Source organism: Bacillus sp. CZDM1 (genome assembly GCF_055502545.1).
In genome coordinates, this window is the sequence record NZ_JBUESO010000004.1 from 296,264 (window position 1) to 317,651 (window position 21,388).

General features: G+C 38.0%; 22 protein-coding genes, 1 pseudogene and 2 riboswitches. Of the genes and pseudogenes, 3 read left to right on the forward strand and 20 right to left on the reverse strand.

The features are described from left to right. Positions 1 to 7: 7 nt before the first annotated feature. The 16 genes and pseudogenes from ACY3XC_RS11695 to ACY3XC_RS11770 all read right to left on the reverse strand — a co-directional run bounded on the left by ACY3XC_RS11695 (position 8) and on the right by ACY3XC_RS11770 (position 15,998). Positions 8 to 436, reverse strand: coding sequence for a bifunctional adenosylcobinamide kinase/adenosylcobinamide-phosphate guanylyltransferase (locus ACY3XC_RS11695; RefSeq protein WP_464868691.1), 429 nt, complete (start codon positions 434 to 436; stop codon positions 8 to 10). Beyond that, positions 388 to 987: a histidine phosphatase family protein gene (locus tag ACY3XC_RS11700; RefSeq protein ID WP_464868692.1), complete on the reverse strand. Its 600-nt coding sequence runs from the start codon at positions 985 to 987 to the stop codon at positions 388 to 390. The genes ACY3XC_RS11695 and ACY3XC_RS11700 overlap by 49 nt, the downstream gene beginning before the upstream one ends. Then, complete coding sequence (gene cobS / locus ACY3XC_RS11705; RefSeq protein WP_464868693.1) at positions 957 to 1,745, reverse strand: adenosylcobinamide-GDP ribazoletransferase; 789 nt, start codon at positions 1,743 to 1,745, stop codon at positions 957 to 959. The genes ACY3XC_RS11700 and cobS overlap by 31 nt, the downstream gene beginning before the upstream one ends. Then, positions 1,742 to 3,247: a cobyric acid synthase gene (locus tag ACY3XC_RS11710; protein ID WP_464868694.1), complete on the reverse strand. Its 1,506-nt coding sequence runs from the start codon at positions 3,245 to 3,247 to the stop codon at positions 1,742 to 1,744. The genes cobS and ACY3XC_RS11710 overlap by 4 nt, the downstream gene beginning before the upstream one ends. Beyond that, complete coding sequence (locus ACY3XC_RS11715) at positions 3,244 to 3,816, reverse strand: bifunctional adenosylcobinamide kinase/adenosylcobinamide-phosphate guanylyltransferase (RefSeq protein ID WP_464868695.1); 573 nt, start codon at positions 3,814 to 3,816, stop codon at positions 3,244 to 3,246. Before ACY3XC_RS11715 ends, ACY3XC_RS11710 begins: the two co-directional genes overlap by 4 nt. After that, positions 3,798 to 4,874 (reverse strand): threonine-phosphate decarboxylase CobD, encoded by a 1,077-nt coding sequence (gene cobD, locus ACY3XC_RS11720; protein WP_464868696.1) that lies wholly within the window; start codon positions 4,872 to 4,874, stop codon positions 3,798 to 3,800. Before cobD ends, ACY3XC_RS11715 begins: the two co-directional genes overlap by 19 nt. Then, on the reverse strand, positions 4,849 to 5,814 hold the full coding sequence (cbiB, locus tag ACY3XC_RS11725; protein WP_464868697.1) for an adenosylcobinamide-phosphate synthase CbiB: 966 nt from the start codon (positions 5,812 to 5,814) through the stop codon (positions 4,849 to 4,851). The genes cobD and cbiB overlap by 26 nt, the downstream gene beginning before the upstream one ends. Beyond that, the gene (locus ACY3XC_RS11730) at positions 5,811 to 7,277 is read right to left on the reverse strand and encodes an adenosylcobinamide amidohydrolase (RefSeq protein WP_464868698.1); all 1,467 of its coding nucleotides are present in this window, start codon (positions 7,275 to 7,277) and stop codon (positions 5,811 to 5,813) included. Before ACY3XC_RS11730 ends, cbiB begins: the two co-directional genes overlap by 4 nt. A gap of 3 nt (positions 7,278 to 7,280) precedes the next feature. Next, the gene (locus ACY3XC_RS11735) at positions 7,281 to 8,342 is read right to left on the reverse strand and encodes a FecCD family ABC transporter permease (protein ID WP_464868699.1); all 1,062 of its coding nucleotides are present in this window, start codon (positions 8,340 to 8,342) and stop codon (positions 7,281 to 7,283) included. Beyond that, positions 8,308 to 9,273, reverse strand: a complete 966-nt coding sequence (locus ACY3XC_RS11740; RefSeq protein WP_464868700.1) for an ABC transporter substrate-binding protein — start codon at positions 9,271 to 9,273, stop codon at positions 8,308 to 8,310. The genes ACY3XC_RS11735 and ACY3XC_RS11740 overlap by 35 nt, the downstream gene beginning before the upstream one ends. Positions 9,274 to 9,434: 161 nt before the next feature. Beyond that, a riboswitch (cobalamin riboswitch) is annotated at positions 9,435 to 9,627 on the reverse strand. Positions 9,628 to 9,700: 73 nt separating this feature from the next. Then, positions 9,701 to 10,168, reverse strand: coding sequence for a 6,7-dimethyl-8-ribityllumazine synthase (gene ribH / locus ACY3XC_RS11745; RefSeq protein ID WP_179158645.1), 468 nt, complete (start codon positions 10,166 to 10,168; stop codon positions 9,701 to 9,703). 27 nt (positions 10,169 to 10,195) lie between these two features. Further along, positions 10,196 to 11,326 (reverse strand): 3,4-dihydroxy-2-butanone-4-phosphate synthase, encoded by a 1,131-nt coding sequence (gene ribB, locus ACY3XC_RS11750; protein WP_464868701.1) that lies wholly within the window; start codon positions 11,324 to 11,326, stop codon positions 10,196 to 10,198. Between the two features lie 37 nt (positions 11,327 to 11,363). After that, complete coding sequence (ribE, locus tag ACY3XC_RS11755) at positions 11,364 to 12,023, reverse strand: riboflavin synthase (RefSeq protein ID WP_464868702.1); 660 nt, start codon at positions 12,021 to 12,023, stop codon at positions 11,364 to 11,366. A gap of 152 nt (positions 12,024 to 12,175) precedes the next feature. Further along, positions 12,176 to 12,322: riboswitch (FMN riboswitch) on the reverse strand. An 87-nt stretch (positions 12,323 to 12,409) separates the two neighbouring features. After that, complete coding sequence (locus ACY3XC_RS11760) at positions 12,410 to 12,883, reverse strand: GyrI-like domain-containing protein (protein ID WP_464868703.1); 474 nt, start codon at positions 12,881 to 12,883, stop codon at positions 12,410 to 12,412. A gap of 106 nt (positions 12,884 to 12,989) precedes the next feature. Beyond that, positions 12,990 to 13,838, reverse strand: coding sequence for an SDR family oxidoreductase (locus ACY3XC_RS11765; protein WP_464868704.1), 849 nt, complete (start codon positions 13,836 to 13,838; stop codon positions 12,990 to 12,992). Positions 13,839 to 13,842: 4 nt separating this feature from the next. Continuing rightward, positions 13,843 to 15,998, reverse strand: a pseudogene (locus ACY3XC_RS11770) (CapA family protein). Positions 15,999 to 16,150: 152 nt separating this feature from the next. Between ACY3XC_RS11770 and ACY3XC_RS11775 the strand changes: the two are divergent. Then, positions 16,151 to 16,354: a hypothetical protein gene (locus ACY3XC_RS11775; protein ID WP_179158651.1), complete on the forward strand. Its 204-nt coding sequence runs from the start codon at positions 16,151 to 16,153 to the stop codon at positions 16,352 to 16,354. Then, on the forward strand, positions 16,354 to 16,560 hold the full coding sequence (locus tag ACY3XC_RS11780) for a YwbE family protein (RefSeq protein ID WP_464868705.1): 207 nt from the start codon (positions 16,354 to 16,356) through the stop codon (positions 16,558 to 16,560). The genes ACY3XC_RS11775 and ACY3XC_RS11780 overlap by 1 nt, the downstream gene beginning before the upstream one ends. A 201-nt stretch (positions 16,561 to 16,761) precedes the next feature. Here the strand turns inward: ACY3XC_RS11780 and ACY3XC_RS11785 are convergent, their stop codons facing one another. The 4 genes from ACY3XC_RS11785 to ACY3XC_RS11800 form a co-directional block, all read right to left on the reverse strand. Further along, positions 16,762 to 16,962, reverse strand: coding sequence for a cold-shock protein (locus ACY3XC_RS11785; protein ID WP_095248754.1), 201 nt, complete (start codon positions 16,960 to 16,962; stop codon positions 16,762 to 16,764). Positions 16,963 to 17,155: 193 nt separating this feature from the next. Continuing rightward, the gene (locus ACY3XC_RS11790) at positions 17,156 to 17,905 is read right to left on the reverse strand and encodes a Cof-type HAD-IIB family hydrolase (protein ID WP_464868706.1); all 750 of its coding nucleotides are present in this window, start codon (positions 17,903 to 17,905) and stop codon (positions 17,156 to 17,158) included. A 100-nt stretch (positions 17,906 to 18,005) separates the two neighbouring features. Next, a complete protein-coding gene (locus tag ACY3XC_RS11795; RefSeq protein ID WP_464868707.1) occupies positions 18,006 to 19,721 on the reverse strand; it encodes an ABC transporter ATP-binding protein in 1,716 nt (571 codons plus the stop codon). 114 nt (positions 19,722 to 19,835) lie between these two features. Further along, positions 19,836 to 20,141, reverse strand: a complete 306-nt coding sequence (locus tag ACY3XC_RS11800) for an iron-sulfur cluster assembly accessory protein (RefSeq protein WP_179158655.1) — start codon at positions 20,139 to 20,141, stop codon at positions 19,836 to 19,838. Between the two features lie 328 nt (positions 20,142 to 20,469). Between ACY3XC_RS11800 and qoxA the strand changes: the two genes are divergently transcribed. Next, positions 20,470 to 21,387, forward strand: a complete 918-nt coding sequence (gene qoxA, locus ACY3XC_RS11805; protein ID WP_179158656.1) for a cytochrome aa3 quinol oxidase subunit II — start codon at positions 20,470 to 20,472, stop codon at positions 21,385 to 21,387. Position 21,388 lies beyond the last annotated feature (1 nt).

The following is a 21,388-nucleotide window of genomic DNA, read 5'->3' on the forward strand; positions in this document are numbered from 1 at the left end:
CCCCCGTTTATTTGATTGTTTGATTTAATCCATACCAAATGACATCCACTTTATCTGCTTTTGCAGCAAGATCTTGATAGGCCCATCCTGTTACATCCCGCCATAATCTAATTTCTCTCTCCATCGGGACAATTCCTTTTGTGATATCCGTCCCAATTACCACTAGTTTTCGCTCGGGCTCTGCTTTTTCCCAAGAAAGCCAATTGTTTATAATTTGAATCCAAATTTCCCGACATCTGTTTGAATGAATGGTCTTCGTTAACTCTTTCAACCAAATTTCGATTCCTTCCAAAACTAGTAAATCACTATTTATATGGTTAATGTTTTTTGCCAGAGGTGTTTCCTGATAAGCTGAAAGCCAGCTGCCAGTTAAACCGTACGTATTCTTTACCCATGCTCTTTTGCCGTTAAAGGCACCTCCCGTAATAAAGTGCAACGATCACGCCTCCTTAATGCTTCTCTATCAAAAACAAGTTCAAATCCTTGATGATGTTGTACCTGCCACGACCAAAAGTCTCTAGGTTGGGGTGCAAATTCAGATAATAAGTATCGAATGATCCCGCCATGCGTGATAATGGCACAGCGGCCGACATTTTTAGAGAGAATTTCTCCAGTAATCTCTTCCCACCCATTTTGAACCCTATGGGTGAATTTATCAAATGACTCTCCTTCTGGAGGACAATAAGATAAAGGATTCGATAGCCAACGCCGATAAAGAGGAACTTCTTTTAAATCTTCATAGGTTTTTCCTTCCCACCTGCCAAAATTCATTTCTCGTAAATTAGGTAAAAGAATCAACTCTTTATTAGGAAACAGTATAGTGGCAGTTGTAATGCATCTTGGCAGATCGCTAGAAAAATAGAGATTGTAGCTGCTTTTTGTGCTCAGGTCAGAAGACTCTTTGCATAAAGGAGAATCGTTCCATCCTAAATAAGCTTTTCGTTTATTCTCCTCTGTTAGGCCATGGCGAAATAATGCAATAACCACACTGTCATCCATAAAAATAATTCAGTCCCTTCAACGGCAGCTCCTAAAACATCACCCGTAATTCCACCGAACCACTTTACAGCTTTTCTACGGCATACTAGCAAACTAGCAAAGGCTATCAAAATCAATATCGAAACATGAAAGAATCCGTTAGCAGCCAATGTCATAAGAGCTAGAAAGACAGCAATATAAATTGGATATATCCATAATACTTTTATTGTTGCGGCACTTTGGAATAAAGTACCCAGTCCTTCCTTTTTAGCGGACTTCACGGTAAGCAGCAGGACACCCATGACACTTTTACTCATAAAAGGGATGGCAGCTATCAACATGTATGATACTATTTGTACATTTTCGGTAATCTCATAAATAAAGAGAAACCGACTGCTTAGCAATACAATAACCGAGATTACACCAAAGGCTCCTGTTCTTGGGTCCTTCATAATCTCGAGCCTTTTCGGTTGATCGCCGTATGAAAAATAAGCATCGCTTGCATCCATCCAGCCATCCAAGTGGATTCCACCAGTTAAAATAATCGTCATTAACCAAAGCAAGAACGCGATAGCAAGATTGGAAAAAGGAGTATATTCTAGCAATAGAAAAATGAGCGAAGCATATATCCCCCCTTGAAGCAATCCTAATAAAGGGAAAGCTTGAACGGCACTTTTTAAATGAGGCTTATCCATAGGTAATGCAAAACGGACTGGAATGGCAGTAAAAAATTGCAGGTCGAGTAAGAAACCCTTTAGAAATTTCATTTTGAGCACCACTTATGGATGATGTCATTTAGCTGTTCAAAATTAAGATGTGCTCTCATTTTTTCCGCAATCTCATCATATCTTGTATCTTTGTACTCACAAATATAAATGGTTTCCTTACTATGAATACCTTTGCTTTTTCGAATCATGTTTAACCAATGATTTCTCCATTCGTCATTATGAAAAAGATGATGAAGATACGTGCCAATAATTTGTCCATTCTTGCTGTAATACCCTTCTTCTTTTCCATTCTCAAGCGCTAAAAATGAACAGCCTTGCTGATGTAGTTGTGTTTTCCCTAAATGTATTTCATACCCTTCCAGCTTTCCATTTGTGGTCAAACCTGTATTTTCATGGTAGACTCCTGCAGCTCTCACTGTTTCTTTTTCATCATAAAAAGTGGTTCTGCCTGGAATCCATCCAAGTCCTGCCACGCTTTTGTTAGGTATCCCTGTATCCGAACCCATTTCATCGATAATTTCTACACCCAGAATTTGATATCCGCCACAAATACCTACAACATAACCGCCATCTTCTATATGTTTTTGAATCAAATTATCTAATTGTCTTTCTCTTAGCGTATTCAAATCATTGATTGTACTCTTTGTCCCAGGAATAATGACTGCGTCAGGATTTCCAAAATCAGAAGGGTGTTTGACCCAGCGAATCGAAACATCCTCTTCATATAGAAATGGTTCCAAATCACTATAGTTCGAAACAAACGGAAGATGGATGACAGCAATATCCAGATTCCCCTTTTTCCTGTTTGCAAATTGATTGCTTAATGACAAAGAATCTTCCCCATCAATCATATGATCTTCAACATAAGGCAGTACACCTAATACAGGAATTCCCGTTTTCTTTTCCAGCCAATGAATGCCATCTTCAAATAAGCTGATGTCCCCGCGGAATTTATTAATGATAATGCCTGCAACCCTTTGTCTTTCTTCAGGTTCCAAAAGCTCTAGCGTGCCTACAATACTCGCAAAAACTCCGCCTCTATCAATATCTGCTGCCAATATTACAGGAACATCCGCCAGCTCAGCCACCTTCATATTCACAAGCTCTCGATCCTTGAGATTGATTTCAACCGGACTTCCCGCCCCTTCAATAACCACTAGTTCGTATTCACTCGATAGGTGTTCAAGAGACTTCCTAATCACATCAAGTCCCTTTTCATAAAAAGTATCCCGATACCCTCTTCCAGAAAGAGTTTTCAACGGCTTACCTAAATAGACAATCTCAGAATCCTGGTTCGAACGGGGCTTTAATAATATCGGATTCATCCATACAGTTGCCTCGATTTTTGAAGCTTCTGCCTGGATTCCTTGTGCCCTGCCCATTTCTTTTCCATCTTTTGTAACATAAGAGTTGTTAGACATGTTTTGAGATTTGAAGGGTACAACTTTTACTCCATCATTGGCAAACATTCGGCAGAGTGCGGTCACAATAAGGCTTTTACCAACATCGGATGCCGTTCCTTGAATCATAACTCCTCTCATTTCCTAACTCCCTTCATGTTGGTCGGTATTCCCGCCTCAACTAAAAATGCTTGATCAGCGGACTTCACCAACTGCTGATGAATTTTTCCGAGAATTCGTCCATATGAAAATACGAGGTCATTCTCAGCCATTGACTCATGGAAAACTTCATTACTAACAACGATTAATACTTTTGCTCTGTCACGTATTTCAATTATTCCTGTTGTGATCCTTTCCATTACATTTGCTAAAAATGAGTTATCCCATTTTTGGTTTGCAGAAAACAGTTCATTATTTAAGAGGGTCGTAACACAATCAAGTAAAATAATATCTTCGATGTTAAAAAAATGAGCAATCTCCCCAATATTTTGAGACTGTTCAACCGTTCTCCATTGGAAATTTTCAGCTTCACGGTCATTCTGATGCTTTGCAATTCGGTCCCGCATTTCTTGGTCGGAAGCCACACCTGTTGCCAAATAGTTTAATTTACCACCATTTTCTTTTGCGAGCTCTAGTGCCATTTTTTCAGCAAAGCTGCTTTTCCCGCTTCTAACCCCGCCAGAAATAAAGATTAATGAAGCTGCCGCCATTCCAGCAACACCTCCATTAATTTACTATTTTCTTCCTTGCTTTTTATTGCGAAGCGAAGCCAATTTCCTTCCAACCCTGGAAAATTAAACGTGTGGCGGGGAATGATCCCCTTGTGCAAAAGAAATTCAAAAAAGCTAAACTGATCCTTGAGACAGGGATCTCTTAACAAATAAAAATTAACTTGGGAAGGTGTAATCACAAAATTTTTCTTCTTAAAAAAAGTAAATAACCGTTCCCGCTCTTCCCAAATATAGACTTGGGTCTGTTTAATGAATTTTTTATTTTGTAAACAAAGATCACCCGCCAATAATGCGATTGTATTGATACTCCAATGCGGCTGCAATGTGCTAAGTTCCGCAATGATGTTTGAGGGGGCAGCTGCATATCCTAAACGAAGTCCTGGAATCGCAAACATTTTTGTCATTGAACGGATGATGATTAAATTCGAGAACCTATTTATGTAAGGAATAAAAGAATGATAATCTATTAAAAAATCATAGAATGCTTCATCCAAAATCACGAAGCAATTTTGTTTTTCACATTCCTCAATAATTGAAAGTATTGTTGATACAGAATATTGAATACCCGTCGGATTATTTGGATTACACAAGAATAAGGCATCTGCACTCGGTAATTTTGGGCGTAGCTCATCCATACTTAGCGCAAAATTTGGCTCTTTCAGTTGATGATATTGAATCTCACAATGATTAGCCCGACAAGCCTTTTCATATTCAGAAAAAGTTGGTTCCACCACTATTACCTTTTTACCTGTCAGAAACCTTGCCACAAGGGTAATGAGTTCAGCTCCTCCATTTCCAATTAAGATGGAATCATCAGAAATTTGTTCACTTTCTACTATCCTGCTCTTAAGTTGTTCAGCAAATGGGTCTGGATACACATTAATTTCCTGATAAAAATCATTCCATTTCTCTTTCAGAACGGAAGGCGGGCCTATAGGATTAATATTTGCACTAAAATCTATATACTTATCTGGGAGCGAAAGCCCCATCGACTTAAAAAGGTGCTGCGGATTAGATCCATGTGAAGGCCAATTCAAGAATCATCCCTCCTATCCATAAAAATAGCAAAAATAAAAAAACGGTTTTATCTAAGATTCTATTAGCCAATAAAATATGACCTGCTTGAATAGGTTGTAGAGGCTCCCCCATCTTTGCCCGGTTTGAAAGTATTCCTTTGTAATAATTGATACCGCCTAGCTGAATACCTAAAATCGCAGCCACCGCCGCTTCACCCCAGCCGCTGTTTGGACTTGGATGCTTCTTTGCATCTCGTAACAATATCATCAACGCCCGTCGATACTCCATTTTGATAGGCTTTGTCCCGATTAGCATAAGGATTCCCGTAACCCTGCTGGGAATCCAATTCATTACATCATCCCACTTAGCAGAAGCCCAACCGAAATCTTTAAATCTCTCATTCAAATAACCTGCCATTGAATCACAGGTATTCGTTGCCCGATAAACCAGTGCCAGCGGAGCACCTCCAATCAGCGCCCAAAACAAAGGAGCTGTCACCCCATCACTCGTATTTTCAGCCACCGTTTCGATTGCTCCTCGTGCAATTTCACCTTCATTTAAAGTATCTGTATCTCTGCCAACAATGTATGAAAGTTTTATTCTTGCGCCGGCCAAGTCGCCTTTTTCTAAGGGACCATAGACATCAAGCGAAGCATCCTTTAGACTTTTTTGGGCAATTGTTGTTGCAATAATACAACTTTCAACAACAATCCCTGCAATAGGATGAATCCGATAACTAATTACTACAAGTAAAATTCCGATAGAAAATACTATCAATAGTACAAAAAGGAGCATTAAAATCCCTTTGATTCTTTTATTTTGTCCGTGGTTTAACACTTTTTCAAAGAATGAAATCAACGATCCTATCCACCTAACAGGATGCGGCCAATTAGGTGGATCCCCTACAAGCTTATCAATGAAATAAGCAATGGTTATGGCAGTTAAATGATAAACTATCATACGAATTTCCTCTTTTGAGATTTTCGAATACCCTCTGTCGTGCACTCGTAAACGGCTTTTCCAATCAGTTTTCCTAAAGGAGTAATCGTACCCGCATACTCTAGAATTTCTCCAGCCTGTGCAGCGGCAATTAAAATACTATCTGTGGAAGTCCCCGTAGCAATGGTGCCTGTCACTCCATCCATAACCTTTAAATCATGGAGCGCTTTCGCTTTTGCTTCCGTTGCAGTCATTATAGATTGAATAAATGCTTCCTCCGTTAATTCACCATTAACGAATATCCATGTATTGATGGTGCCAGGCACCTGTTCAAATGTATGCTGTACACTTTTGGAGGAATCGACAGCGTTACCAACACCTGCCGTTACCACAACAAAAAGTGAAAAACCTAACCCTTCGATGTGCTTATAGGCAACATCTTCAAGGACGACTGCTGTCATCATTCCAACTGTTTCAGAAGGTTCAAAGCTATTTGCTTTTAAAAAGTCTGCCATTTCTTTGCGATGATCGCTGCAGTTATAGTCTTTTCCAACGTGACGATTAACAAACGTATGATGCCAGCCTGTTCCCGATCCAATAACCCCAGAAGACATCGTCCTTAATGGAGAAGGGGCTTTTATCTCGATAAACTCTTTGGTCATTCGCAGCAATTTTTCATCGATTTGAACTTTTTCCATATCCTGCTTCTCTTCGGGTAATAACACCATTTGTGGTGCAGCTACTCTTGGATGGGGATGCTTCTTAATTTCGGTATGATAAACGTCTCGTATTCTTTCTTCCCTAAGCACTTCATTCGGGATATGGTTTATATTAATACTTCCGTTTTCAAGGAGAAGCAAACGATCGCAGTATAATCCTGCAAGATTTAAATCATGAAAGATGGAAAGGACTGTCAAACCCGTTTCTGTCGTCCAGTGTTTTAACAAATCCAGCAATTCTTTCTGATAGGATAAATCTAAGTGATTGGTTGGTTCATCTAAAAGAAGAATTTCCGGTTCTTGGGCAAGTGCCTGCGCCAGAAATACCCTTTGTTTTTCGCCGCCGGATAACTCTTGGATATTTTTATTTTTGAAAGAAGCGATACCTGTCTGTTTCATTACACGCTGCACGATGCTTTCATCCTTTTCTCCCCATGTCTGAAACCAGCCCGTTTGATGGGCATAACGACCAAGAGAAACGGTTTCTTTTACGGTATAGGAAAAGGATTGCGTAGAATGCTGTGACAAAACAGCTACGATTTGTGCAAGCTGTTTTGAATTAAACTCCTGTAGACGTTTACCTTTAATGAAAATATCACCTTTTGCAATCGGCAGGATTCCACTTATCATTTTTAACAGAGTCGTCTTGCCGCTTCCATTAGGTCCCAATATACCGAATAACTCACCAGTTTGAACTTCAAAGGAAATATCCTTTAATACAGATTCATCTGAATACCCGCCTGATACATCTTGAACCCTAAGCATCCTTTATCCACTTCTTTCCGTTCTTTTTCTCTGTAATAGGATTAATGCAAATACTGGGGCACCAAATAAAGCCGTTATGACTCCAATCGGCAGCTCTGTTGGAGAAATAATTGTTCTCGAAATTAAATCTGCCAAAATTAAAAATCCACTTCCCGTAATAATCGATAATGGCAGCAGGTGCCTATGATCAGGACCCCACAATAATCTTGAAAGATGTGGAATCACCAGCCCAACAAAACCAATCGTCCCTGAAACCGCAACTGCAGCTCCTGTTAATATCGATCCTGCAGTCAGGATCATTAGTTTTCTCTTTTGAACGTTCACACCTAAGTGGTGGGCACGTTCTTCACCAAAGGACATAGCATTTAATTCTTTTGTATTAAAAATAAGGATGACTGATCCTAGAACAAAAAAAGGTAAAATAATTTTTATGTATTCCCAGCCTCTCATCGATACGCTACCTAAAAGCCAGCCAATAATCTGCCTAAGTTCATCACCGGTTAAAGCAATCATGAGTGAAATAATCGCACCGAGAAAGGAACTAAAGATGATTCCTGTTAAGATAATCGTTTCCACCCTCATCGAGCGTTCAATTTTTCGGGCAAAAGCTAACACTAAAAATATCGTAACCCATGAAAATAAGATACTGAGTAAGGGCAGCGTGAAGCTTCCAATAAAAGGGATTGATAATTGGAAAAATAATGTGAGGACCGCCCCCACGGACGCGCCCGATGATACACCTAACGTATAGGGGTCCGCTAAAGGATTCCTTAATAGACCTTGAAAGGCTGCTCCTGCAATGGCGAGAGATGCTCCTACTAAACCAGCCAATATAACTCGTGGCAAACGAATGTTTAAAACGATACTCGAAAACATGGGGTCAATTTGATCTAGTGAAATAAAGCCAAATAGCTTCGACATGATGATTTGGATAATGGTAAAGATAGGAACCGAAACGGTTCCTATCGAAATTCCTAATAAAATTGAAAGGAGCAGGAAGCTTCCTGCTATCAAATAGGCTAATACTTTATTATTTAAAAATTTCCGGATAGACAGCCTTTGCAAGTTCCTCTACTCCTTCTACAATCCTTGGGCCTGAACGTGTAACAGTATCAGAATCCACATCGATGACTTGCTTGGTTTTTATTGCATTGACATTTTCCCAACCCTGTCTGCTTAACAATAGTTCTGTTGCATTTTCCGTATAAAATCCATATGTAGTAATGATGACATCTGGGTTTCGCTCAATGATTGATTCTTGATCCATTTTAATCCAGCCTTCTTGATCGCTTGCAATATTTTCAGCATTAATCAAACTGATCATTTCATCCATAAATGTGTTTTTTCCGGTTGTAAACACATCCGGAGCAGGAGATACTTCTACAAACACCTTTTTCTTTTCGTTTATTTCTTCAGCTTTGGCTTTAATTTCTGTTAATTTATCCTGCATCCCTTTAATTAGTTCTTCAGCTGCTTTTGTTTCACCAGTTGCTTTTCCAATCATGTTGATCGTATCATACACCTGTTCAAAATTGAGTGCATCATTAATGATTAAAACAGCAATTCCAGCATCTCTAAGCTGTTGGAGTCCTTCTTTCCCATTATCAGCAGTTGATTCATGTGCCAATACTAGATTGGGTTGTAAAGAAATAATTTTTTCGATGTTTAGGTTCATATCACCGATCTTCTCTTTTGATGCAACATCCTCCGGATAGTTGTCAAAATTAGATACACCCACAACTTCTTCACCAAGTCCCAGCGCAAAAGCAATCTCTGTATTACTTGGAATCACAGAAACAATTTTTTCTGGTTTTGCCTCAATTGTAACCTCATTATCTAAAGAATCTTTAATGGTTACGGGAAAGGCCGTTTCCACTCCTTTTTGCTCAGTGCTGCTGTTTTCTTGATCCTTCACAGGTTCTTTCTGTTCCCCACATGCTGCTAAAGCACCTATTGTTAATAAAAGAATAAGTAATAATGATGATAATTTTTTCATTGTTCTTCCCCCTAATGACTTTGCGTCAAAATACATCATTAAAAATGCCTGCACCTAAAAAACAAAAAACATCTCTACGATTAGTAGAGATGTTGGTTTGATTAGATTCCATTATAAAAAATGACTCTAGTCGTCCACACCTCCCTATCCTCGTAGGTTTTTTGGGGCACAAGAATTAGGCAGGTTTCCTGGCTCATGGTCATAGCTTCCTACGTCTTCCCATCAAATTGACAGTGACATAATGTAGGTTGCTCCCATTTACAGTGGCGGGACCGCGTTGGCATTTAACCAAACTTCCCTTTTAAGCTAAAAACTTTAAAAAAGTTTTTAAGCACCTATTCTACAAATATTTTTATGATAGACCTATTATATCGAATAAAAATTCAAAATGTATCATTTCCCACAAATTTCTTCAAAAAAGATCTTATTATTCCATATTTCGGATTAAATTAGCCATTTCTATAGCGCCAGTTGCTACATCCCAGCCCTTATTACCAGCTTTTGTTCCTGCACGCTCAATTGCTTGTTCAATCGAATCTGTTGTTAAAACTCCAAAAATAACGGGGATACCGCTATCCAGATTAATCCTTGAAACACCCTTGGCTACTTCATTACATACATAGTCAAAATGTGGAGTAGAACCGCGAATAACGGTGCCTAATGTAATAACAGCATCATACTTTTTACTATTCGCCAATTTTTGAGCAATTAGCGGAATTTCAAATGCTCCTGGCACCCAAGCGATGTCCACATCTCCATCACTTACCCCATGTCTTTTTAAGGCGTCCTGCGCACCGCTTAACAATTTGCTCGTAATAAACTCATTAAAACGTCCGACAACAATTCCGATTTTTAAACCTGAGCCTACTAAATTACCTTCATAAAAATTACCCATGATAATACCTCCATAAATGTTAATGTTTTATTTTTTTACCTTTTCATCTAGTATTTCCATTTGCAAGGGAACCGTTTCAATGATTTCAAGATCATAGCCCTTAATGCCTTTGATTTTTCGCGGATTATTGGTTAACAACTTCATTTTTCTAATCCCTAAATCCTTTAATATTTGGGCACCGATTCCAAATTCCCTTAGTTCTTCTCCAGTACCATTCTTTTCATTTTCGTCTAAGGTGTTATGACCATCCTCCCGTAATTTATTTAGTAAACCACGGCCTCCCTGACGTATATATAGGAGCACACCATTTCCTTCTTGTTCAATTTGTGATAATGCTACATGTAACTGTGGTTTGCACTGACATTGGAACGAACCAAAAACATCGCCTGTTAAACACTCTGAATGCACACGAACAAGGATAGGATGATCAGGATTTATTTCACCTTTTACTAATGCTAAATGTTCTTTACCATCAATTACGTTTGAATACCCTGCAGCCTTAAATTCACCAAATTCCGTTGGTAAATTGATTTCGATTTCGCGTTTGACTAGTTTGTCTTTTTTATTGCGGTATTCAATCAAATCTTTTATGGTAATCATCTTCACATTAAGCTCATCGGCAATTTTACGCAACTCCGGAACGCGTGCCATTGTGCCATCGTCGTTCATGATTTCACAAATGACACCAGCAGGCTTAGAGCCGCATAGTCTTGCTAAATCCACGGCCGCTTCGGTGTGTCCTGTTCTCCTCAAGACTCCGCCTTTTTTGGCCACTAATGGAAAAATATGTCCTGGACGCTTGAAATCAGAAGGCTTTGATTCCGGATCAAGCATGCTTAATACTGTTGCCGACCGTTCAAAGGCTGATATCCCTGTAGTTGAAAATTTATGGTCAATACTAACTGTAAACGCCGTACCATGTACGTCTGTATTTACGGCTACCATTGGGAAAAGTTCTAATTTCTGTGCTAACTCCTCATCAATCGGAACACAGATTAATCCTCTTCCATGCGTAGCCATTAGATTGATTACCTCAGGTGTAGCTTTTTCAGCCAAGGAAATAAAATCACCTTCATTTTCTCGATCCTCGTCATCACATACAATGATGACTTTGCCGTTTTGCAGATCTATCAATGCTTCTTCAATCTTATCAAACACGTCTTTTCTCCCCTTTCTAAGTTCCGTTGATATGTAATTAAGCAAAACCATTCTCTTCTAAAAAACTCGCGCTAATTCCGGATGGACTCTTTTTGTTACTATTATTTTGACTGTTTGTTAAAAAATGTCCAACATACTTTCCAATCATATCGCATTCTAAATTGACAATATCACCTGATTCCTTAAGACCAATAATACTTTCAGATAATGTATGCGGGATGAGTGATAAAGTAAATGTTTCATCTGTGACTCCAAATACAGTCAGGCTTGTACCGTCTACGGCAATTGAACCTCTTTCGATTACATACCTTAATATTTCTGTTGAGGCTTCGATTTCGTAATAGATTGCATTTTCAACCTGTTTTTTACTTTTAATTACACCCGTTCCATCAATATGGCCTGAAACGAAATGACCTCCAAACCTGCCCCCTGCAGCCATTGCTCTTTCGAGATTCACTTTTGCACCACGTTTGAGTGATCGTAAGCTGGAGGCTTTTACGGTTTCAGGCATGACATCTACTGTAAACTGATTGCCTGAAAAGCTAGTGACAGTAAGACATACTCCGTTTACCGAGATACTGTCTCCAAGATGGACATCCTTGAGAATTTTTTTTGCATCAATTGTAAGAACGAATGATTCTCCAGTTCGCTGGATATTTGCCACTACTCCTAATTCTTCAATAATACCGGTAAACATAGTTTTACTCTCCTTCCCTTTTTTTTTGCATATACCCATAAATGAATAAAAAAAGACCCTGAAGAGATGAAACACCTCAGGGTCCTTGGAAAAGGCAATAAGAAAATAGGGCTTAAAAAAGGGCAGATTTCTCCCTTGGTTAAAACCGGATTTTTTTCCTTCTCCCATCCAGACTTTAACTGTCGGCTCTGGATTTTCACCAGATCCACCGCTTAACTTTTACGTTAACCGGGTCACGGACTAAGAAGCTATGCTTCATCACCGCCGGTTAGGAATTTCACCTGACCCCGAAGGAATATTCAATATGATTACTATTAGTATACATAATAATTGGGAGAAATGCTAAAAAAAGAAAGAGAAGATAAAATCTTCTCCCAAAAATTACGTCATTTGTAGGTATCCTTATAGCTTTTTACAGGAAGATAAAGTTCGAAACCCATGCTGCCTTCGCTATCAAATTCATTTTCTTTAACAACTTTTAAGCTCAAGGCATGATCGTCTAAATCATAGCCATAATCTTGCATCCATACTAACATTTGCCGGTATGTATTTTCTAATTCTTTAAAACTTCCTTTATAGGAACAATAAACATAATTTTTGCGAGGGATGGTAAATCCAACCATACCATCAGGAACATTTTCTACCTTTTCAACTGGTGTCGTTACATAATAGGTGAATTCTGTCTCTCTGCTATGAAAGGGCGCAATTACGATTGCATCATTGGTTTGATTGGGTACTTCTTCTAACCGTACTTTCATTTCATTAAATAATTCCGGTATCTTGTCCATTTGGGAATAAGTGCCACTCCCAGAAATTCCAATTACCTTTATTTCTTCTTTTTCAAGTACTTGAATCTCCATACCTATCACTCCTCTTTTGTTGCTTATATATCTATTATTCTCACCTTACCCCTAAAATTCCTTCCTAAAAACGACAACATCGTGAATACATAAGGACTAATCTGCTCTATTTTACAAACAATTTACTTATAATTGTTTTTTCCCAAAGTCTCCATGGTAAAAAGTTTTTCAAAAAGATAGCAGCTTTAACTCCACGGCCAATTGGGTACCTAATACCCGGGTTTTCCAATGTTGCAATCTCAGCTATTTTTTTTGCCACATCCTCGGGGTTGCCAAAGCTGTTTTCCCCTTCTGCAATATATCTTTCTATGCTTTGCATGTAATCCTTATATGGAGAGTGTAAAAGTAATGATTCTTCTGCAACCTGTTTTCCTGTTGACCAAATATTGGTTTTGTAGGAACCAGGTTCAATCAATACGACCTTCACACCAAATGGCTGCATTTCTAGGCGGAGACTCTCACTCCAGCCCTCGATGGCATACTTCGAGGCAACATAAGGTGAAAGACCAGGAAAAGCTACTTTCCCGCTTATACTGCTAATATTGATTATACACCCCTGTTTTTGCATCCTCATTAAAGGCAAAAAGGCCTTGGTAACGGCGAAAACTCCAAAAACATTTGTTTCAAATTGTTTTCGATATTCATCCATTGATACATCTTCCACAAACCCTGCGCCTGCATATCCAGCATTATTAATCAATACGTCTACTCTCCCAAACTCCTCTTTAATCCACGATTTGAAGGCTTGGATTGACTCTTCATATGTAACATCTAATTCATGAACGATGATTTTAGATTCAACTCCATGCTTCCTTGCCTCCTGCAAAAGCATACTGCTTTTATTACAGTTTCTCATGGCAGCAATAACAGTGAATCCTTTTCGTGCTAATTCTACAGAAGTACTTAAGCCAAATCCGCTTGATGTACCGGTTACAATAGCTGTTTTGTTTTCCATAGTTTTATCTCCCTTTTGCTTTTGCAACCGTTGTTGAGTCAGAAATGATTCCATTGTTAATTTGAACTTCCCCGTAAGATAAGGTTTGAAGCTCGTTCCAAATAACTTGTTTTTCCTGCTCTGTCTGTACAATGATTTGATCCTGAATAATTCTAAACGGTACAAAAGACATTTCAATATTGTCCTTTTGGATATCTAGATGCAGGATTCCAGTTTGTGCTTTATCCCCTTTAATGTAATTTGGAAAAAGGAAATTTCCTAATGAATAGGCAATCGGTTTACCTTTATAATATTCAAAGCCTTGAAGCACATGAGGATGGCTGCCAATAACCCCATCCGCCCCTGAATCAATCATCGTTTTTGCCCACTCACGTTGGAAAGCTTCAGGAGAACGCTTGGTTTCAACACCCCAGTGGATATAGACAAAAAGGAAATCTGCATCTTTCTTTTCTATTTCAATGGTGTTTTGAATTAAAGATAAATCATATCCATTTGCTAAGCCTGGCTTTGTATCGGTTGCCAACCAGGTAAAGTCAGGAAGAACTCTTGAGAATGCCAGCAATTTAATACTTCTGCCTTTAATCGTATACGTTTTAGCACCATAAGCCTCTGCCTTGTTTGTCCCTCCACCCATATAGTCAAGTTGGTATATTTTCAGATTACTAAGCGTGTCGGTAAACCCGGATTGACCATAATCAAAGGAATGGTTGTTAGCCAAACTTACTAGCTGAAACCCAGCATTTTTAATCCTGTTAAGGAAATAGGATCTGAACGGAAATTATATTCCTTTGGAACCTTTACTCCGTCTGTAGTAATCGCTGTTTCCAGATTTACGACACTTAAGTCACTCGAGGAAAGTTCCTTTTTAATATGTATGAAGGGATAGTCTGGACCTTTTTGTTTTACCGTTTCTTTTACAGACCAATCCATCATCGCATCGCCGGCAAAGGTAATCCTAATTGATTTCTTAAATTGTTCTTCTTCTGCTTTTTTTGCTGCTGCTTCCCATGAATCTTTTATCTTAATTGGATCAGCCGATAGAGTTTGCTTTAGGGATACAAGACGGTGATAGTATGTAACTTTTTCTACTTTATTATCGATACTCCAAGGTTTAATATAGTTTACAAAAAACTCCTTCGTTAAAAAAACACTATTGTTTCCCGATTTTGTATTTCCATTTATATAGATACTTTCAAGTTTGCTCTTGGGTACGTCAACTGTTAGGTATTCCTTTACGATTAATTCATGATGCTTATTAACAATGTTAGCAATTCCTGCGATGACCTCCTGTGATTTTTCATATCCAATTCCCATAGTCGTGACAGCTAATCCAAAGGGTACTTTATCGTAAACGATGGCGACGTCATTATAAATCAAGTCTTTCGGAATCATCCCAACCTTATGAGCAATATTCTTACCAGGAATACCTTGAGGGATTGTAGTATTATAGATTGTATTTTCTAGGTATGTTACCAGTTTTTCTCCATATTTACTTTCCTTAGAAAATTGGTATACTTCTTTTGCATACAGAATTAAATCCCCTGCAGAAGTAACATTTTGTCCTCCGGGGTATGTATACTTAGCTCCAAGGCTTTTCATGAATTGAATAAAATTGTTCTGCCCTACTCGTTCCTTTAGCATAATAAAAGCAATATTATCACTATAGACCATCGCTTTTTCGATAAGGTCCTCAATGGTATAGCTACTCCCTATTTTATCATTTTGAATGATGCCGCTTCCTTCATAATAATGATGACTCATATAAGTTAGCTTTTCAGAAATATCGATTTCCCCTTGATCAGCGAGCTTCAATACATATAGTGCCAATGGAAGTTTAATCGTACTTGCTGCAGGCATCTTCTTATCATTATTTATTTCATAGGATACATCGGATAGTAGATTTTGGTAGTGAAGTGTAATCTTATCTTGCCATGGTTTTATGTATTCTTCTAACTCAATCTGCAAATCTATTAGATTATCATCCGGTTCTGTGCATGGCCATGCATACTTTGTGAAACTATGATAAAAAGGATAATCAAAAATAAAAAAGGATTTTTCAATGCCCCTCTCCCCCCTAGTGATTAGAATTAGTTTAATATGAGGGAGCTGCAAAAGGTGTCGAAATTTAAAGTATTTTAATAAATAATCAGAAAATAACAATAATCATTTAACAGAATAAATTTAAGGTAAAAAAATAAATAACAAGAAAGTGAATATTCCGTAACTTTATCCTTTTTAATTAATTTGTTAATTTTATTAAAAATAGATTATACTGTATGTATCTTAGTACATATTTTCAGGAGGATTTTCTAATGTCAGATAACAATCAAACAAACCAAAATGAAGAACCAAAAAAGAAAATGAGTTTGCAGGAAGCTATGAAGCAGCAGCTAGCCAATAAGAAGAATAAGGCTGCAGCAGCGAATAACAGCCAAGGCGGGCTGCAAAACAGCCAAAAAATGAAAAGCCAACAGACTAAAAAAGTGAGTAATACTCGTAGAAAAATGGGTGTTTAATGAACGGACAAAATAGAAAAGACATCACTCCCGGTATCGAGGTTAATATTGTACTTAAGGCTGATCAAAGAACCGGAAAACTAACAAGGGGTGTCGTGAAGGATATTTTAACAAATTCCAGCTCTCATCCCCATGGGATTAAAGTGAGATTAACGGATGGCCAAGTTGGCAGAGTGCAGGAAATATTGAATTCAAAGTCCACCTAATGGTAAATTGAACTATCCTTAGGTATGAATTTTCTATAATAACCCCATACTATAAATAACCATTTTACTTATCACATATTGAACCTCCACCTTTTGTGGAGGTTTTTTTATTCTATAGGGACTCTCTTTTATATGAGTGACCGCCCAGAACGATAAAAAAACAGACTCGCGTTGGAGTCTGTTTTTGATTTAGAAGGTTAATTATGCTTTACGAACGTTAACCGCTTGTGGACCACGTTGTCCATTTTCGATTTCAAACGTTACTTCTTGACCTTCATCTAACGTTTTGTAGCCTTCGCCTTGAATTGCAGAGAAATGAACGAATACATCGTCTCCACCGTCACGCTCGATAAATCCAAAGCCTTTTTCACCGTTAAACCATTTTACTTTACCATTTTCCATCTTTGTAGCTCCTCCTAGCATGTAACAATTACATGAAATTGCAATATAGTCTTGCCCGATTATTATAACCAAGAGGAATTGTTTTTAAACAATATCCTCTTGGTTATAAGTATTTCTCAATAGATTAAATTTTATTTCAAGAAAATAAAATTTTCTATTCAGTATATTGTTTATGTGTCCGCAAATGATAGTACTAGAGCACCCATTTTCGGATTGCTGCAGCGACACCATTTTCATTATTGGTTGTGGTGACCCAAGATGCTGCTTGTTTTACCAATTCCTGAGCATTTCCCATTGCAATACCTAAGCCAGCCTCTTTAATCATCGCCAAATCATTAAGACTATCACCTACGGCCATAACATTCTTCATATGTATTCCTAGGCGCTCACAGACTAAAGCCAGTCCTTTTGCCTTATTAATCCCAACTGGGTTTACTTCGATATTTGTTGGAGTCGAGTTACTTAATTCAAACTCCCCTCTTGCTTCTAGCTCTTTTAGAATTATATCCCTTGTTGGTTCATCTTTTATGTTAAACCCAAATTTCAACCATTCCTCAGCATGAATATCCTCCGGCATTTCATCAAACCAGTTTCGATTTGTGTTAATCGCCCAAAATCTTATCTTATGCTTTTGAGTAAGCTCTACCATCCATTGAATGGCATCTGTTTTCAAAAGATTTCTCTCCACTAGACCTCTTTTATCGTCCCAGATTTCACTGCCGTTTACTGTTACTAAATAAGAGGACAACGCAAGTGAATCCGCATGTTTTTCACATTTTCTTAGAGATCTGCCAGTACTGAGGACTACATAAATACCTTTTTCCTGTGCTTCCGAAATGGCGAGTCGGTTCGCCTCAGAGATCTCGTGTTCATCATTTAGCAGTGTACCATCCATATCAAGTGCAATTAATTTTATCTCGTTATCACTTTTATAATTTTCCATTCGTAATCACTCCTTTAAAACCATTACCTTAATAGACTATCCATTTTCTCACAAAATAGGAAAAATCCCCACGTACTTCGTAGAGATTTTCCAAAAAAAGTTATCGTTGGTATTGGACACGGTGAAGATTCGCAAAAATACCGCCTTGTTCAATTAACTCGTCATGACCGCCTTCTTCAGCAATTCCTTCTTCCGTCACGACAATAATCCGGTCAGCATTCCGAATGGTAGCAAGTCTATGAGCAATAATCAGCGTTGTTCGATTTTTTGCAAGTTCGTTTAAAGCTTCTTGGATGACCATTTCCGTTTCAGTATCGAGTGCAGAGGTTGCTTCATCTAAAATTAATATAGGTGGATTTTTCAAAAACATCCTGGCAATCGCTAATCTTTGCTTTTGACCGCCGGATAGCTTTAATCCCCTTTCACCAATTTCCGTTTCATACCCATCAGGCAGTGATTGAATAAATTTCTCGAGATACGCACGTTTTGCAGCCTCAAATATTTCCACATCTGTTGCATTCCGCTTCCCATATGCGATATTTTCTCGTATAGTCCCCGTAAAAAGAAAGACATCTTGTTGAACAATTCCGATTTGAGAGCGAAGTGATTTTTTTGTCATATTACGAATATCGAATCCATCAATCATAATGCAGCCATTGCTCACATCATAAAACCTAGGGATCAAAGAACAAATCGTGGTTTTACCTGCTCCCGATGGTCCAACAAACGCAATAGTCTCACCTGCAGTAATGTTTAGGTTGATACCTTCAAGTACTGACTTTTGTTGGTCATAACTAAAAGAAACATCATTAAAGATAATATCACCATTAAGTGAAGCTACTTCAATGGCATCATCCGTATCCTTTACTTCTGGCTCAGAGTCGATAATTTCCATAAAACGTTTAAATCCAGCCATTCCTTTTGGATACAATTCCATAATCGCACTAATTTTATCAATTGGTTTAAAAAGAACATTTATGTAAAGTACAAATCCGACAAGCTCCCCATATGAAAGCTGCCCTGTAAAGCTAAGCCATGCACCATAAACAAGTACAATAATGGTAATTAACCTGGTCATCATATAAATACCGGATAAACTGAAAGACATCACGCGATATCCTACTAGTTTTGCATTTCGGTATTTATGATTATTTTTTCGAAATCTTGCAATCTCAAAATCTTCATTTGTAAAGGATTGAACCACACGGCTTCCTGACACACTATCTTCCACTCTCGCATTTACATCTGCAATGCTTGTGTACATATGACTCCAAGCCTTATTCATCTTTAGATTACAGACTACAACTAATAATGCTAACAAAGGTAAAATCATTACAGCGACAAGTGCTAATTTCACATTAATCGTCAGCATAATCCAGAAAGCACCGATAAAAGTCATCACGGCAATGAAAACATCCTCAGGTCCATGGTGGGCAAGTTCACCGAGGTCAAATAGGTCGTTGGTTATTCTACTCATAATATGCCCTGTTTTGGTATTGTCAAAAAAGCGGAAAGACTGTTTTTGCACATGCTCAAAAAGTTCTTGCCTCATGTCTGTTTCAATATTAATCCCAAGCTTATGACCCCAATAATTCACCACAAACTGCAAAAAGGTACTAAGTACATAAACCATCAACAGCGCAATACTAACTGTCACAATGGTTTGCCAATCTCCCCCCGGCAGCAATTCATCAATAAACCAAGATACTGCTAATGGAAAAGCTAACTCTAAAACCGCAACAACAACAGCACTGCTAAAATCAAGGATAAACAGCTTTTTATGCGGTTTGTAATAAGAAAAGAAACGTCGAATCATCGCAGATCTCCTTTTTAGTTGGGGTAATTGGATTATATGAAAATATTTTGAAAATTACAATCAAAAAAACCACCTGTAATAACTTCAGGTGGAATTCATTTATTCTTTCTATATTTAATGATGGTGATGATGTCCGCCTTTTGATGGATTGGTAATCAGCCATTCTTCTTTTGGAACATGGAACATTTGAATCCATACACCATCTAGATATTCATCTCGCGTATCGAGGATTAAATCAATGTCCTTATCTGTTTTAACCACTTCATCATGCTCTGTTGGGGTATCGAGCATTAAATCATAATGGGCATGGTCACCATGCATATTGGTTACATACACACGGAACAATTTCCCTTCTGCTTCTTCCCCCTCCAACATTTTTTTCAATGCTTTCGCTGCATGGCGATTGATTTTGACTTTCATATATGTCTCTCCTATTCCTATGTATTCATATACATTATCCCATTAATATCTAAATTTAGACAATTATTTATCGCTTAAACTGAAGATATTCCCACTGAATATCTAATAAAGGAAATTAAAACCTTAACAAATTTGTCACAAATTATTTGAAAAACGTATATAAACATCACAGCGATGTTGTTAATATTGTAGTAGGAAATAATGACACTAATTATAAAATTATTATTAGTTAGTAATTAATCTCATTAAAAAAAGGTAAATTCCTAAACAAGTTTGTGAACAAATTCACGTACAACCACCATTCTAATAAATGAGAGGAGAAAAACACATGCACAAAAAGGGTACAAAAGGGGCTTTATATTCAGTGATTCTTACAATTATCACACTATTAACTGGATGTGAGCCATTACTTGTCTTGGATCCCAAAGGTCCTCAAGCCGAAAGGCAGGCTAGTGACATCCTATTATCAATAGGAATCATGTCTGTGATTGTCATTGTCGTTTTTGCATTATTAGTCTACATGCTAGTAAAATACCGAGCTTCTAAACAAAGAGCAGATTATGAACCTCCTCATATCGAAGGAAACCTTTGGGTTGAGGTTATTATGGTAGGTATTCCAGTATTAATCGTTGCTTATCTATCTTACGTATCTGTTCAAAGTAATTATATCGTTGAGGCAACACCAAAAGGATATGAAGATAAAGAGCCATTAGTCGTCTATGCTTCATCCTCAAACTGGAAATGGCATTTTAGTTATCCAGAAGAAGGAATTGAAACCGTCAATTACTTATATATTCCAACAGACAGAGCTCTTGAATTTAAACTTTATTCTCACGGTCCGATTACAAGTTTTTGGATACCACAGTTAGGCGGACAAAAATACGCGATGAATGACCATGTCACTACCTTGCATTTAGCAGCCGATGTCCCTGGTGAATTTATGGGACGAAACGCCAACTTCTCAGGTAAAGGATTTGCTGAAAATACATTCAATGTCACTGCAATGTCTCAAGAAGATTTTGACGATTGGGTAAAAGAAGTAAAAGAAACAGCTAAGCCGATAACAGAGAAGAAATTCGAGGAATTGTTAGAACCAGGTCATCTAGGGCAACAAACATACACTGGGACTCACCTAGAATTTTCACCGCCGCCATCTGGCCATAATCATAACGATGAATCAGCAGAAACACCTGAAACAGAATCTCAAACAGATTCCCATACCGGGCATGAAGGTATGAGTCATTAAT